Origin of the sequence: Enterococcus sp. ZJ1622 (genome assembly GCF_011038845.1) — a bacterium.
GTDB lineage: Bacteria > Bacillota > Bacilli > Lactobacillales > Enterococcaceae > Enterococcus_B.
This window is the reverse complement of the sequence record NZ_JAAKDW010000007.1, coordinates 1-15,745: the sequence shown is the minus strand read 5'-3', so window position 1 is coordinate 15,745 and position 15,745 is coordinate 1. Positions and strand designations below refer to the sequence as shown.

Here is a 15,745-nt window from a genome sequence, read left to right as displayed (position 1 = left end):
TATGAATTATTCAAATATTAAATCTAAATGTGCTCCAGACAATATTTTTGATACTATCACTATCCAAATCACTATTGCTCCATCCAAACAAGAGAATAGTGAAGAATTAGATTACAGAATTCAAGATCTTGGAATAAATGAGGAGAAATCTTCTAATTTAGATAGTGAGCTATATCAAGTTTTAAAGCAGCATTGTACTCTTTTAAAAGAAAGAATAGCTAATGACCTGCCAATGAAATGGAAGGTCTTTTATTTATATAAAGAACTATTTCAAAAAATAATCTGCGAATCTAGCATAGGCAATTTCAATTATTTTCGAGGTCAAGCAAAAAATTGGAAAACCATTCCGGGTATTTTCAGAACTAATACATCAGCGACATTTATTGATGAATTTGAGAAGATTTACAAGCGCATTAGCATAGAATTCCCTAACGAAATAGAATATACTGAATATGAAACAAATCCCGACAGTCTAAAAAAAAGAGCAAAACAATTAGCTATGTTGCAACATTATGGCCTTAGAACTAGTTTATTAGATCTTACAAGAAATCCTTACATTGCTTTGCTATTTATGGTTTCTGATTCTAGTAAAACTGACTTTTCTTCCGGAGTTATTGAAGCATACCAAATTGACGAAGATAAGCATAACCAAAATAATATTTTTATTTCTGTTGAAAAAGAAGAAAACAATAGGCGTTTAAAAGCTCAAGATGGAGCCTTTTTATATTATGATAAATTGGCTGATTTGGATATTGAGAGCATCATTAAAATACCTAGAATAGTGATTGAACTATCATATGATACGAGTGAACTTGCAAAAGATATAGAAGAAAAAATATCAGAAATTGAGACTGCTCTATCTCAATTACCTGCGAATTTCCCAAAAAATATTTCAGAAGCTTTTGATGAAGAATTGGCTAAACTAAAAAAGGATTTATGTGAAGTCAAAACTAATGTTGATAAAACAGGTATCTTCACAAAAATTCATGACGAAATAAAAAGTAAGTTAAATGAATATTTTTATTTCGAAGAATCTCTGTTCCCTGACCTATATAAATATATTGAATTTATACAACCAAAATACATTAATAGACCTAATGTACAAGTTAAACTTTAGATGCGAACTAAATAATATTTTTTCAAATTGAATTATTATGTACTGCTCCTCAACGAGGAGCTTTTTTATTTATGTTTATAAGGTTAAATAGATATCCTTAATCCGCACATCGTTCACTGCACCTTCACCATTCGCTTGATTACAACGGCGGAAAATGACATCAATTTTCTTTCCTTTCATCCAACTAGAATCAAAAGTAACATCAAAACCTAGCGCATCGCCACCTTGATATCCGTATGCCTTTTTGACGTCTGGACGAGCAATACCTTTTGATTGGATACGCGTTAATTCTTTAGACGTCCCGTGTTCCATCACAAGCACATAAGCATATGTTCCAATCACGCCTTGAGGCTTGTCAGGGACCAACCAGCCAGCAACGCGAGTCGTTTTGTCTGATACCTTATTGAATTTATCTAGTTTTCCATAGGCATTCCCTTGGTGGGTTGGTTTACTCGCTGCTACTGCTTCATCATGCGATTGATTTTCTGAGGTGCCGTCTGGTTTCAGATTAGGATTATCATAATACTTTTTGATTTGTGAGATAAAGTAGTCTTGCATTTGAACAGTGATTGCTGCGGGCACTGCTAACGTAGAATCATAGCCACAATGTTCCATCAGTGAACGCTTAGGGCATTCCGTTGCTGAGAATTGATGGTGGCATTTGACTGTATCTCGGTTAACTGGCAATCCGTAAAAACGAAGATCCTCCGCTGCTTGCCAGAAAGCATTTTGTTCCGCTTGTAGGAACGCTGCTCTCGGTGTTTCTCGATTTCCACGAACTTCATAACCTAAATAGCTGTTATTGCCATCTGCATTCGCGACATGCCACGCCCGATTGTAAGTATCTTCTGTGCGAATGATTGTATTCTCATCACAGTAATAATGAGCAAATCCGGCTTCTAGCTGGGTAGGTGTCATACCTGCCAAACGGTTCATTTCTTGTCGCGCCGTTGTGTTGGTCCATGTATTATGAATCACTACGCCCTTCACGTCCCCTACACGACAACCTGCTACACCACGACACACTGAGTTATTAATAATTTCAACCATTATTTATTTCCTCCATTTTTCTTGTAATTTGTATTTGATACCTGCATGATTGTCCCTAAAAATGTCGTCACAGCCGTGATCGTTGTGACCGCCATATCTGTATGCTCGTATCCGTATACTTTGCCTAGTCCACCCACTAACACAGCAAGTGCAGGTAAAACAATCGACACCACCCATTTGATGATGTCGTACGTTGAATTATTCAGTTTCATTTAACTTTCCTCCTACTGTAATTTTTCGTGGATTTTCTCCACCGTACTTTTGATTGCTTCCACATCGCCCAAAGCGTTTGTTAATTTATCAATCGTACTTTGATATCTTTTTTCTCGTGCGTTGTTCTGCTGCATCACCCAAATAAATAAACCCACAAACAAAACAGCGAAGCTTATTTGTTCGGGGTTTGAGAGTAACGATCCTAGTAATTTTTCCATGATTCACCAACTTTTCTTGTATTAAAAAAGCGCACTCGTTTGAGTACGCTTCGTTTCTGCTATTCTGCTAATTCTGGCAATTCCATATCAATAAGCACATCTTTTACTTGCTGCTCGATTACACTTGGTACATCTTCAATTGTCTTCTTTCCCTTGATAATCAAAGTTGCATATACTACTACCATCATCTTGACCTCCTTTCGTAATAAATAAAAAGCAATCTTAGTCTTCATTTGTTTGAGACAAGATTGCTTGAACTTCTTCTTTATGTCTGTCAGGAACATCTTCAATCGTTTTCAGTCCCTTGATAATTAATTCAGCATAGATAGAACCCATTATTTTGTTGTACCTCCTATCATTTCTTCATAAATTTCTGTCAGCGCTAATTGAGCGTCAGTTATCTGTGTGCTATGACTATCTGCTCGAGTATCTAACACTGAATTTTGTTTTTCTAAAACGCTGAAAAGAGAATCAAGATTATCTAATTTTTCTCGATCTAATCCGTTGATAATTTCTTTCCAACGATTCTCCGAAGGAATAAAGAACTGATCTTCTAACTTGATTCCTTCTATTGGCGATACATCGGTGAATGGAACTTGAATGGGAAAATCATCTGATACTTGCAGTTCCTTTCCACCAGTACGTTTATATTGCCAGATTGTTTTCATTATTGTATCACTCCTACTCATATGAAATTGCAGCTGGAAAGCTACGCGAAATCCAGTAATTTTTAGCAGCAGTCGTATCCCCATACGTCTGCATAATTGCCAGTTTGCCATCTTTTGTTATTCTTGCTAATGCGTGAGTTTTACCGTCTTCTGAAATAGCATCCCACGTAATATTATTTAGACCGGGAATCACTGCTACATGAAACTCTGATTTTAAATTTCCTATAACATTCTCGCTCCAGGAATTAATAGGCTCTATCATTAATTGTCCACTAAAATTTATGATGTCTCCATCTCTTCTAGCATAAAAATAGTTGCTAGTCGCTTTCCCAATAATCTCTAGCTTTGTCCATGAAGTGCTGTATTTTGTTCTAATATCTTTCCCGTTTATTTGAATGCCGTCAATAAAATTCTTCAACCCGAACGAAGACTGTGGATCGTTGAGATTCATCACTTCACTCGAAATAGCAATTTTTTTCCAGCTTCCCCACGACACTGGGTTCCCAGCGAGGGTTCGCATGTATATAGCACCTTGAAATTCATATTTTTGAATAATAACTGCCAGTTCATTGTAAACGGTCAAAAAACCGTAAAGTTTCCCCGTATATGGCATATTGGCTCCAGTTGCTGCTGCACAATAATAAATACCACTTTCAGTGATGTCATTCCAATCTTGAGTAGTAACAGTTGTATTTTTGAAAATCAACGGACCAACTTCGACACTTTCTTTTGCTACAAAATATTGATCTGCTTCTTTAATTTTTTCATCTAAAGCAGTCACATTTTTATCAATACTATTTATTAGCGCTACAAGTTCATTATATTTTGTGTAAAGCGTTTGATAATCAAGAGAACTTTCTTCTAAAAAGTGTTCAAATTTGGTATTGAACTGTTCTAATAATTTTTCTAATGTCGAAACGTAGTATTGTGCTTGTTCAGCTGAAATATCTGCCCTTGGAAGAACATCAACTATAAAATCTTGAAATGTCACTTTTTGATTGTTTAAATCAGTATATTCGAAATATGCATTTTTAAATTTGTTGCTCACACTAAAATTTTCTTTAGAAAATGTATAAGTTATTAAGCCATTAGTGGCATCGACTATTGTAGGAAACCCGTCAGTAAATTTTCCTATTGAATTTTGTGCTATAAATTTTAAACTTCCCGACGGATCGATTACAAAAGGGGTGACTTCATCTGCTTCAAGGAGCTGCACATTAATTGTTGTTAGTCCTCCGTCTCCAACCCTACCTACAACACGATGACGCACATAAGGTTGTCTCTTGTTTGCGGATAATTTAATTTCTAAATTTGCCAATTTTTAACACCTCCTAGCTAAAAAGAAACTATATATCTAAGAACCATTTTTGAATTGTCTCCACTTGCATTGCTTGCTGCGCCAGTAAAAACATTGCTATTCGAATTATAGTTTATTCGTTTGCTGAACCACTTTTTATGGTAGTCATCAAACCCTGATACAATTTCCCCTAAAACATTTGTGATGATTATACGTTCTTTGTAAAAAGGAGTAGTTACATATCTGTCTTCAACCACTTGTCCGTTTTCATAGGGAAGCCATACTAATAAAAAACCCGACGTTGTTTGCCAAATTTGTTTAGAAGGTTGAACAGTCTGCGTATCATGCATTAACGCAGTTCCTCTCCACAAAACTTCTCCTTTTGAAAGAATCAGCTCGTAACTATCTGTAATTTTTGAAATCGAAACAGTTGATCCTGTAGAAGTAACTGAGCATAGTGGCAAATTATATACTTTATCACCATTGTTCAAATTACCTTCTACAATTTTTGTTATAAATTCCAACTTGACTTGATTATTAGTCCATTCATACTCCTCTGATTCTGGAAGAAGAGTTCCAGGTATAACTTCTTGTGTTAAATCAACTGTTAATGATATATACCCACTTGAGTTTGCCGGAACAGTAATACTTTCTTCTTGTCGAATAACGACCATACGCCCTTGGATAACAGCTGCTCCTGCACCAACTTTTACTGTTAATCCACTGGAAGATAAATTCATAGACTGGTCGTAACCATCAATAACTTGATTTTTTCGATTATATAAGATGTGATAAAGCCTAGCATCGTTTTCTGCACTAACCTTCACGTTGTCAAATTGATATCCATCTACATTGCTGACCATTCTCTAACCTCCATAATCCTCAAAATAATCCATAAATCGACTTCGGACATTACCAAATGTCAATTCTATATTCTTTTTACTGCTGGATATTCGCCAGGCAGTTAGAACAGATTTGTAAGTCTGCTCTTTGTAAACAATAGTCGCTAACATTCCTGTTTCGATATTTTCTACATTGATATTTCTAGCATTTAGCACAACATTAACTTTAATTTCATGTGAATAGGCGTTGCCTTTAAGCTCCGATTTAGCTACCTCTTCATAAGAAGGTCTATCTTCTTGAGTTTGATCATATATATTTACTAAATTAACCGTAGGCAAAGCAATGTTCTTATTCGTTGAATCTTGCGTAAGATTATTTTCGTCATCTAAATACCACGTAGACAATACCAAGGGATTTTCTATATCTTTCATTGCTTTATCTACGATCAATAATTTGTTCTCGTTCCCTGGTCCAGGAGATTGCACAAAAACATCCCAGTCATTAAACTCAGATGAATTATCTTTAATATAAATTGAATCATCAACTGCTCGAATACCAGTATATATTTTTTTACCTTTAATCTCTTTGACATACCATTTAACATTATATTTTTTGAACCCATTTATTATATATGCATTCAATCGTCTCTTATTTGTGTCAACAGCTTGATAAGAATGAGAAGTAACGCTTTCTGTTTTTACCTCCAAAATATTTTTTAGTTGTTTTGTTGGATCGTTCAATAAGTAGTATTCAATCAGTCGTCGAATATGCTCTTCATAATTGGCACCTGATATTTTTACAGTCGGTATCTCGCTATCGGCCAAACTGAGTAATCCTTTGCAATTTATTTTTTTATCTTCTTGCGAGCTAATCACTCCAAAATATGCAATCTTCCCGCTAGGACTAAATTTTGCTAACAAAAAATCTCCTGATTTTACATGGACATATTTATCTGTAATAAAATTACTTACTTCTTCTCCAATTTCATCCGTTCCAAATTCGAACTCAGTCGAAATTAAACGTTCGTTATATAAATTCATATCTCGGTGAAAGAGGGTAATGGCTAAAATCAAAATAGATCACGCTCCTCATAAAGTTCAATCTCTACATTTGCATGTCCAACATGAAAAACAACGCTGAATTCTCCTAGAGGCGCTTGGACGAAGTTTGATTTAGTAAAATCTTGTTGTTGATAAACAGAAGATTCAACTCCACCTACATCTTTTAAAATTGCCGTTTGGTCTTCTAGCAAACTAGACACTTCTAATATTTGTGTGTCTTTCATATTAATAAAATAGCCATCTGAAGCTACTACTTTAGAGTTTTGGATAACTTCCCAATATGGATTTGAGCACTCTCCAATAATCCTTATTTTTAACGGAGACATTCGCTCTGTACTATTTGTCAAATATACAGAATTATTACTGAACTTAAATACACCTTTCTTTTCCCATACATTTTTGGTGTAGACATATGGTCGAACAAATGAGTAAACTTTTCCACGTGTATTGAGAGAAGTTGAATTCTGTATTAATTTTTCACGCTTGATAGAATACCAGCTTGAAGTAAAATATAGATTCAAAGTATCTGTTAGCAATGAGCTTTGGGAATCAATTTCTGTTTTAGATAATGATTTCAAACTACATTTCCTGATCATTGTTTCTGAATCAAAAGAAAATTCTAGTTCAAAAGGTCCATTAGCCAGAAATTCAACTAATGAACCATATAATTGTTGTTCTCTAAATCCGTGAACAGAAATCATAACTGATGATTGAAATTCAGACAATTCAATACTCTCTCCTATTTCTCTGAAACTACCCCATTGCCCAATATGCTCTTTTGTAACTTCAAAACCTAGATTCGACATTTCAGTAGCAAAATAATCTTCTGTGGACAAATCAATTTCTTCATTTAATTTATTTCTTAATATTACTGTCCTCAAATTTTATGTCCTCCTGATTAAAATTTTCTGAATATCTAAAGCTAGTTCTTTATCTGATCGATTGTTACTTTTAAAAAACGAGAGTAATAATGATAGCAGATCATTTGTCATACGAGACTGTTTTTCTATCGCTTGGAGGATATGTCTATTATCTACAGAATTAATCTCACTTTTCGTTTCTTTTTTATTGCTTCCAGAAAGGAAGGCTAATGCTTGACCCATAAGTTCGATAGCTCTTGTTTTTCTTGTCAATGGAATAACCATTTCTGGTTTATTTCCTTCGCCAGCTCTGTAAAGGCCATCTTTAGTAATCAAACCGCCGTTGGCATAACCGTGACCTCTTCCAATAACTTGCAACATTCCGGCAACTCCATAACGCTTCTTAGCGTAATTGATAGCTGCTAACATATTATCGAAGCCGTTCATAATATTTCCGTGACCAGGAAAAGCATTCGCTGCAAAAGTTCCGGGTTTCGTTTGAAGCAATCCTGTTGCATTTCCTTCAGCGAGTCCATCATTGCCGCCGATTGCTTTCTCATTACCACCAGATTCCGTTTGGATTTGGGACATCCACGCATTTATATAAGCTGCTGTAGCTGGCAACCCATTCATTTTCAATGCTTTAGACACATAAGAACGCCAACGTGCAACACCACCGCCTCCAGCTCCACCACCAGTGAATATATCCCCTGAGCCCATTGAACCGTTTAGGTGGATATGATCAAAGTGATCACCGTCTGGCCAGTTCGTCCATTGTCCGCTTGACCCTGTTCCAGATAGCCCCATGCGGTCACGTACACGCCCATTCGTAATGACATACGCAATTTTTGAAGGGAATTTCTCGAAAGCATAATTAGCAGCTGCTGTATATCTAGGATCTCCTGATACACCTGGATAAGCTAAGTCAATAGCTTGACGTTTTCCGTGATAATAAGCATCTCCTGCTCGATAACCAGATGTTACTGTAAGTCCTGGGAACTTACCCATTACTTTCTGTGCAACATCAACTAAATATTGATAAACACCATTGGCATTTACTGCACCATCAAAATTGCCATGAGTGAAGAATTCACTTAATTTTGATTGAAGCATTGTATTTGCAGCTTTGGACATTAATGACGTTCCTGATTTAGTCATATCAAGCCATGGTTCATTAATGCCTGAAAAGTCAACTTTGCTAGTTAAGAATTCTAACATTCTTTTTTCATCATCAAGTAAATCAACGATATCTAAATTTCCGACACCATTTTCATATCGTGGAACATTTAATCGTTCTTTTAATTTTTTAGTTAAGGAAGCATTTAATACCTGAGCGCCTTTAGGTAGGTTAACCAAGAGGTCCCGACCTTTGGCAATAAATCCACGACCGTCAGGCATCTGAACATATTCTTCATGCACGAATCCTTTTTGATCATTAATCATAGCAAGGCCGCCCGGATGCCCTTCGGTTCCTTTAGCGTACTGAGGGATTGGCCAGTTGCCAATACTCTTGCTTGACTCTACTTCTTTAAGAACATAGTTAACGCCAGAGATAACACCATTAACACCTTTGCCCATGCCTCCGACCATTGTATTCGCTACGCTGTTCATTGTAGAAGCTAGAGAATTGCCCATTGAATTCATTCCATTGATTAATGACTGCAGCAGGAATGAGCCTGCATTGTAAAATCCGCCATTTTTAGAACGAAGATTGTTAATCGAATCATTGCCGAGTTGATTTACGCGGGCTATAAATGATCCGTATAGTGAATTCCAACCGTTAAGACTGTTCTGTTGCCAAGTTCGCCCGTTATTGTACATAGGCGTGTTGTAGTTTCTAAGCGTCACCATCGCTTGATTGCAAAATGAATTAATTGTAACAATGAACGTGCCTGTTAAGCTGTTCCACCCACTCATCAAATTCTTATTCCAAGTTGCCCCCTGTACGTAATTAGGATTATTTTGCGATTTTAGGGCGTTAAGATAATTCGTAATAAAGAGCGTTTCGCTGTTCATGTATTGAGGAACAACTGAGTTCCAGCCGTTCATTAAATTAGTCAGCCACTCTGTTCCAATTGCGAGATATTGATCTGACTTTTCTGACAAGGCATCAGGAATAATCGGTTGCGCAACCTTTGTATCAGTTGTTGACTGATTGCTGACTGGCTGCTGACTTCTTAATACTGCCGTCAGCTCATTAATAGCTAAGATTAAAGCATCAAAATTCGGCGCAGTTGAAATAGTGGTTATATTTCCTACACCATCAGCATATTTAGAAACTAATTGTTTCGTCCTGGAGGCTTTCAACACTTTTGATCCTCGTGGAAGATCTAAAATAACATTACGACCTTTCGGGATGAATGCTTCTCCGTTTGGCAAAGTTACAAGCTCTTCGTATGTCGAACCTTTTTGGTCGTTCACCATTGCTGCGCCGCCAGGGTGAAAATTTGTTCCTCTGGCGTTAAGCGTTGGGCCTATAAAGTCAGCGGATACCGTTTTAGTAATTTTATCTGGTATTTTTGTTTGGAAGATGTTGAATGCTTCAAATGCATCTTTTGCAGCTTGTGAAGCCTCATCATGACCTACTGCAGTTTTATCGTTTAGGAATACATTCTTGTTATAGTTATCAATAGCAGCTGATGCATCACCTACCGCGCCAGTTAAGCTTGAATTATCGCCGAATAGTTTCTTCAATAGAGGAAGTACATTTTTGTTATAGTCTTCGATGCTAATAGTTCCATCTTTGACTTTAGTTAAAATATCAACATTATCTCCAAGCATCCGCTTGACAGGGTCAGGAATTGCTTTCCATGCATTGAAAGATTCTTCTGATGCAAATATTTTGTTTAACAGATCTTCATTGTTAGCTAAGATGTTTTTTTGATCAGTTGGCAACTGATTCCATTGATTCAAAGTTTCTTTAGATGTTGAGATTTTTGTTAAAAAATCCACGTTATCAACAAGAAGCTTTTTCTCTGAATCAGGAATTGAATTCCATCGAGCAAAATTTTCTTCTGAACTGTAAATTTTATTTAAGAAATCGTAATTGTCTCCTACTATTTCTTTCACATCTGTTGGTAATCCATTCCAACTTGCTAGTTTCTCTTCTGATTTAGAAAGAATAGTCAAAAAATTATAATTTTTAGCATTCAACTCTTTTATTTCAGGTTGATACTCGTCCCAATAACCTAAGTTCAGTAAAGTTTCTGCCATTATTTCAGGAGTATTTGAGTAAAGTAAAGCTTTTTTCTGATCGAAAGTTAGCTTTTCCCAATCGCCTTTTGCTTGAACAGCTTGCGTAATAGTTTTAGTGACGTTGGACTCAATCAACGCTTGTTGATCAGTAAAGGTCATTTTGTCCCATTTACCATTTGCTATTGCCGCCTCTGCAATCATCAATTTGGCATTAGAAGAAAGGTTAGCTTTTTTACTTGCCCAAATTAGTTTGTTCCAACCGGCTTCAGATTTAGCTGCCTCATTGATTGCTTCTTGGGCGTTGGTTTTCACTTCTCCTGTTTTCTTTTCCAATACTAAATTATTCCAAAATTCACCGACTTCGGTTGCTTCTGTAGATATTAAATCTATTTTTTTAGCATTTTCTTCAGCAGTTTTAGCCGCCGTTCGAGACATATCCCCGAACGTTTCCATCATTTTTTTATTTTGCTCAACCGCTGATTGACCTGCATCACCCATAGAACTAATAAGTTGACCGTTAGCAAGAAATACTTCTTGTGCCAGTTCTGGATATTTGCCTAGAATTAGCGACATTTGATCTTCCGTTAGTTCAGTAGCTGATTTGCTACTCTTCTCAAGCAAGTCGAACATTTGCTTAGCGTATGAACTATTCAGATCATATCCAGCATCAACAAGATGTTTTTTCATGTCTTCTTGCATTTTAGAATATTCGATTTTAGAATTTTGTCTTTGTTTACCCAAAGATTCTAACCAGCTTTTCGCTTGATCTTGAGTAGCGTTGTCCACATTTCCGGTCATGGCATCTAAAATCTTTTTAGTTTCGTCTTTGCTCTTTCCTAAGGAATTTACATAAGCAGTTGCTGATTCTTCAGCCAACGCTTTGACGATGACAGATTCTTCATAAGAAATTTTACGGCCGTTTTTAGAAGCATTTTCTTTTATTTGCGTAATTCTGTCATTATTTTCTTGGACTATCTTTAAATATTCTTCTTGTTTGTCTATTTCGTCATCGGTTAGATCATCTGCCGCATCTTGAATATCTTTAGGCAGACCCTTAACTAGTTCCTTTAACGTTTTGATGCGATTAGTCATTTCAGTTTCAATTGACTTACCCATTTTTTCGAAATTACCGACCATAGCACCTGTATTATCAGATAGACCTTGTTCTATAAGTCCAAATTCACCAATTGCACCGTCGCCATAACCTTTAACTTTTTCGAGAGCTTCATCTGTTGCTTTACCTACATCCGTACCCCACTCTTTTGTACGTTGAGCGGAATTCCACGCTTCTTCTCCAAAAGTTTTCCATGCACCATATCCGAGAGCAAGCGCACCACCAACACCGACGACACCGAGTAATGCTGGACCTAATAAGCCTAATGATGTAGTCATCGCACCTACGCCACTTGCTCCCGCAGCGCTACTTGCTGCTGTTCCTGCTGCAGTCACAGTCGATGCGAAGGTGTTCATTGCTTTCTTTTCTGCTGCTTTAGCAGCTAAGTCAACAATTCCTTTAGTTAATTTTCCTGTAGACGAAGTAACCTTCCCGATGACAGAGGTACCGGTTCCTAAAAGCTTCAACGCTGGACCAGCAGCAGCTACCAAACCTACCCATTTAATAATGTTCCTTTGCTGATCATCGCTCATGTCTGAGAATGCTTTAGCCATGTTTCCTAGATTCTTTATTAGTGGTTTAGAAGCATCTAAGCCATCACGCAAAGCGTCAACAAATGGACCTCCTAAATCAATAGCAGCATTAACAGCTTCATTTTTCAGCATTTTTAGTTTTGATTCTGTTGTTTCATATCTTTTGTTTGCTTCATTTGTTAGCGCAACATTATCACCAAAAGCTTTATTCGAACGTTTAACAGCATCTTTAAATAAATCACTTGCGTTACCTGCGCGAAGCAAGCTGTCTCGCAATCGAACCTCACTGATTCCCATTTCGTCCAGCATTTCAATAGCGGACGTTCCTTGAGATTCCGCATTTCCTAAACCTTCGATGAATTTACCAATCGCGCCAATTGCATCTTCTTCAAACGCCTTCTTGAAATCTTGTGCTGACATACCAGCAATTTTCCCGAAATTTTCAAGGTTGCTAGAAGCTTTCATGATACCGGTAATCTCGGTGGTAGTCATACCTATAGAATCAGCTAAAGCTTTGAAGTCTTTGGAATTATTTGAAGACATTAATTCTAATTCTCTTCGAGTCATACCTGTCTTAGCAGACAAATCTTCCATCTGTCCAAGCCCGTTTTTTGCAGCTACTTGCATGTTAACCATAACTTTAGATATAGCTGAACCACCCATTTCAGCCTCGATACCGACTGACGAAAGTGCTGCAGATAATCCTAAAATGTCGCCTTGACTCAATCCAATTTGACTACCGGCACCTGCTAAGCGTAATGCCATTTCTGTAATTTCTGACTCCGTGGTTGCAAAATTATTCCCTAAATCAACGATTGCAGCTCCCAAGTTGCTAAACTTATCTTGTGGTAACTTAGTAATATTAGCTAATCTAGCCAAAGAAGTCGCAGCTGTTTCAGCTGACATATTAGTAGATTCGCCCATATCGACCATCGTCTTGGTGAAACTAACCACATTTTCTGTCTTAATCCCTAATTGACCTGCTGCTTCAGCAACGTTCGCTATTTCTTGGTGGCTCGCTGGCAATTTAGTCGCTAAATCACGAAGTCCTTTTTCTAAATCACTGTAGGAGTAAACTACGTTCCCATTCGAGTCTACAACTTCATCGTTTGTCTTTTTTACACCTGCAAAAGCACTTTCCCATGAAATAGCTGCAGTAGTCACTGCTGTTGCGCCTGCTAAAATTGGAGCAGTCACTCCGACACTGAGAGCCGTACCCATCCCGGAAATACCTTTACCGAATGATTCAATTTTTTTGCCCGAGTTAATCAATACATCAGAATTAGCTTTTAATTTGCCAGTGAACCCTTCAGTTTCAACTTTCATCCGCGCAATTTGCCCGACAGTTGTTTTCATTTGAGATTCGTAACTTGCGGATCTAGCTGTTGCTTGATTCAATTGATTGGCGTATTTAGCAGTCGAAGCAGTAGCGTTACCATTAGCATCAAAACTATCTTTATAATCTTTAGTTAGTTCTTTTACTAGTTTTTCATTTGCTTGTAGAACACCGCCTAAACCCTCATATTTTGCCTGTAAAGCACCGAGAGAATTACCTGACGAGTTCATTACTTGCATCTGTGATTTCATTGCTTTCATTTGATGGTTTACAGCATTTTTTGCTCCTGCCAATCCGCTCGAAAATGCTGAACTATCTAAATCTAATTTGATAATCATGTTGCCTAAGGGTTTTCCATTCGCCATATGTTTACCTCCTTTCTACATAGATTTCAAAAAGTCTTTAAGATCAACTTCTTTTTCCTTTTCTTTCTTAGGTGAAGTACATGCAATTTTCATCATCATTTCAAAGGAGTTATCTTCTATGTCAGATAGTGACCATCCCGCTTTCACTAGCTCTCTGCATAGATTTAAGTACATTTCTTCTGCTTCTTCAGGCGTTACTTTTTTGCGTCTGGATCTGGATTATCTTCAACGCCCATTACTTGTGCTAGTACACCATCTAATGTGCTAATAACTTTTTCTGAAGGTAAGCCTTCTAATATTTGGTCTGATGTCAATTTACTTTCTCTAAAAACTCCAACTGCAAAATCAAGATAGATATCTAATTGATCCCACATTTTTACACTTTCGTTGTTTAAGTTTTTAATTGCTTCCAATGCTTTACGATAGTCTTTACCAGTAGTGTCAAGATTTTCATGTACTACTTTTTCACCTTTTTTGTTTTTCAATTCGATTCTTACTTTTGCCATTTAGATTCCTCCCGTATTTTCAAATAAAAAAGCTAGTCCGAAGACTAGCCCTCTGTTTTTTCAATAACTGTAACAGTGCATTTAGCTACTTTACCGCCATCCGTTGTAGTAAATGAAACTTCTGTTGTCCCACCAACTTCAGCGTCTGCTTTTACGCTAACAGTGCCCCCGCTGACTGTAGCAACAGCCGTATTCGAACTGCTCCAACTTCCTGTTTTATCTGTTGCATTTGCTGGGGTTACAGTTGGTGTCAACTTCACTGACCCTCCTTGTTCGACGTCAGCTGTTGTCTTATCCAATGTGACTCCGGTAACAGAAATAGGTAATGTTTCGAATGCAGGGATATCTACTTTTGAAGATTCTTGACCTCCTACAACACGAGTAGCTTGATAATCACCTTTAGCGACTTGTGTATTAGCTGCAATTCCGGTAATAGTTAGAGGGCTTTCGCCCTCTGTCACTTTTGTTCCATCTTTTTTATAAATTTTAAATGTATCTGGCATAGTTATCCTCCTAACTTAATTCAACAGTTGCCCCTTCAGTAGTGGGAGTGATTGCTCCGACAGTGGGGCTAGTTACTCCCCCGCCGTAGGAAATACCATCTCTTTCAAAGCAGTGATAGAAGCTTCTTCGTCACCGATATATTTTGCGACCGTTTGACCTTTAGCATCACCTTCCGCATCGTTTGCGATAGCCGAGAAAACATATTCTTCTGCTTCTGGTTCAAAAGCTTCATTTGTTGTGGTGTTAAGATTGATAGACTCTCGACTGAATTTCCCTTTGAACATTGCAAGCATTGCTGTATCACCGTTCAAATCCTCTGATTCCATTAAGATCGCGCAATATGGTGGCTCAGTATCTTCTCCCAAGAAGCTGATTTTGTTTGTATCAGTTTTGTAACCAAGAATTTGGTCATTTACTTCTGTTGGTAAATCTAATAAGCCAAATGTTGCTGAAACATCGCCTGTTCCTTTTTGAGAGACATAGTAAGCGATGTTTGATCCGTAAACTTTTGATGGTTCTTTAGATAATCCACTGATTTCAGCAGATACAGTCGCACCTTCATCTTGCTTACCTTCAATTACATATAGATTTGCTGCTGGAATCTTACCTGTGCTATCAAAGACCCCAATTGTCATTTTTTTAAATCCTACTAAAGTCATATAATTTTCCTCCTAATTTTGGGTAATAAAAAAAGACACGATGATTTCGTGTCTTCAGACTGTAGACAAAAAGGAGTGGCTTAATTGCCAACTCCTTTTTGGTAGTCTTTGTAGAAATTTGAAATAAAAAGCCATAGGCTTTTTTGTTTTCCATAGCCATGTGGCTAGTTTTTTTAAATTCATGGCAGCAAACGTAAGCATCGTGT

The 15,745-nt window shown here is 37.1% G+C and carries 15 protein-coding genes and 1 pseudogene; 1 reads left to right on the top strand and 15 read right to left on the bottom strand.

What is annotated here, in order from left to right; all coding sequences use genetic code 11:
• Nucleotide 1: 1 nt before the first annotated feature.
• Nucleotides 2-1,117 carry an FRG domain-containing protein gene (locus G7Y42_RS07995; protein WP_165005636.1) on the top strand — a complete coding sequence of 372 codons (1,116 nt, stop codon included), beginning with the start codon at nucleotides 2-4 and terminating at the stop codon, nucleotides 1,115-1,117.
• 75 nt (nucleotides 1,118-1,192) lie between these two features.
• Here the strand turns inward: G7Y42_RS07995 and G7Y42_RS07990 are convergent, their stop codons facing one another.
• From G7Y42_RS07990 to G7Y42_RS07925, 15 genes and pseudogenes are all read right to left on the bottom strand, one after another.
• Nucleotides 1,193-2,167: an N-acetylmuramoyl-L-alanine amidase gene (locus G7Y42_RS07990; protein ID WP_165005635.1), complete on the bottom strand. Its 975-nt coding sequence runs from the start codon at nucleotides 2,165-2,167 to the stop codon at nucleotides 1,193-1,195.
• Nucleotides 2,167-2,379 carry a phage holin gene (locus tag G7Y42_RS07985; RefSeq protein ID WP_165005634.1) on the bottom strand — a complete coding sequence of 71 codons (213 nt, stop codon included), beginning with the start codon at nucleotides 2,377-2,379 and terminating at the stop codon, nucleotides 2,167-2,169. The genes G7Y42_RS07990 and G7Y42_RS07985 overlap by 1 nt, the downstream gene beginning before the upstream one ends.
• Nucleotides 2,380-2,391: 12 nt before the next feature.
• Nucleotides 2,392-2,598 carry a BhlA/UviB family holin-like peptide gene (locus G7Y42_RS07980; protein ID WP_070872800.1) on the bottom strand — a complete coding sequence of 69 codons (207 nt, stop codon included), beginning with the start codon at nucleotides 2,596-2,598 and terminating at the stop codon, nucleotides 2,392-2,394.
• A 59-nt stretch (nucleotides 2,599-2,657) separates the two neighbouring features.
• On the bottom strand, nucleotides 2,658-2,783 hold the full coding sequence (locus tag G7Y42_RS15150) for a CD1375 family protein (protein ID WP_277424428.1): 126 nt from the start codon (nucleotides 2,781-2,783) through the stop codon (nucleotides 2,658-2,660).
• Nucleotides 2,784-2,820: 37 nt separating this feature from the next.
• Entirely contained in the window at nucleotides 2,821-2,934 is a 114-nt protein-coding gene (locus G7Y42_RS15145) for a CD1375 family protein (protein ID WP_277424427.1), read from the bottom strand.
• On the bottom strand, nucleotides 2,934-3,266 hold the full coding sequence (locus G7Y42_RS07975; RefSeq protein WP_165005633.1) for a hypothetical protein: 333 nt from the start codon (nucleotides 3,264-3,266) through the stop codon (nucleotides 2,934-2,936). Before G7Y42_RS07975 ends, G7Y42_RS15145 begins: the two co-directional genes overlap by 1 nt.
• 13 nt (nucleotides 3,267-3,279) lie before the next feature.
• Nucleotides 3,280-4,584: a BppU family phage baseplate upper protein gene (locus G7Y42_RS14990; RefSeq protein ID WP_241161935.1), complete on the bottom strand. Its 1,305-nt coding sequence runs from the start codon at nucleotides 4,582-4,584 to the stop codon at nucleotides 3,280-3,282.
• A 17-nt stretch (nucleotides 4,585-4,601) separates the two neighbouring features.
• Nucleotides 4,602-5,426, bottom strand: coding sequence for a hypothetical protein (locus G7Y42_RS07960; RefSeq protein ID WP_165005632.1), 825 nt, complete (start codon nucleotides 5,424-5,426; stop codon nucleotides 4,602-4,604).
• Nucleotides 5,427-5,429: 3 nt separating this feature from the next.
• Nucleotides 5,430-6,479 (bottom strand): hypothetical protein, encoded by a 1,050-nt coding sequence (locus G7Y42_RS07955; RefSeq protein ID WP_165005631.1) that lies wholly within the window; start codon nucleotides 6,477-6,479, stop codon nucleotides 5,430-5,432.
• Complete coding sequence (locus G7Y42_RS07950; RefSeq protein ID WP_002342059.1) at nucleotides 6,476-7,348, bottom strand: phage distal tail protein domain-containing protein; 873 nt, start codon at nucleotides 7,346-7,348, stop codon at nucleotides 6,476-6,478. The genes G7Y42_RS07955 and G7Y42_RS07950 overlap by 4 nt, the downstream gene beginning before the upstream one ends.
• Nucleotides 7,349-7,351: 3 nt before the next feature.
• Nucleotides 7,352-13,870, bottom strand: a complete 6,519-nt coding sequence (locus G7Y42_RS07945) for a phage tail tape measure protein (RefSeq protein ID WP_165005630.1) — start codon at nucleotides 13,868-13,870, stop codon at nucleotides 7,352-7,354.
• Nucleotides 13,871-14,064: 194 nt separating this feature from the next.
• Entirely contained in the window at nucleotides 14,065-14,376 is a 312-nt protein-coding gene (locus G7Y42_RS07940) for a hypothetical protein (protein WP_165005629.1), read from the bottom strand.
• A gap of 44 nt (nucleotides 14,377-14,420) precedes the next feature.
• Nucleotides 14,421-14,879 carry an Ig-like domain-containing protein gene (locus G7Y42_RS07935; protein WP_165005628.1) on the bottom strand — a complete coding sequence of 153 codons (459 nt, stop codon included), beginning with the start codon at nucleotides 14,877-14,879 and terminating at the stop codon, nucleotides 14,421-14,423.
• A 72-nt stretch (nucleotides 14,880-14,951) separates the two neighbouring features.
• The gene (locus G7Y42_RS07930) at nucleotides 14,952-15,539 is read right to left on the bottom strand and encodes a major tail protein (protein WP_165005627.1); all 588 of its coding nucleotides are present in this window, start codon (nucleotides 15,537-15,539) and stop codon (nucleotides 14,952-14,954) included.
• Nucleotides 15,540-15,593: 54 nt separating this feature from the next.
• A pseudogene (locus tag G7Y42_RS07925) lies at nucleotides 15,594-15,745 on the bottom strand (IS5/IS1182 family transposase); the annotation flags it as partial.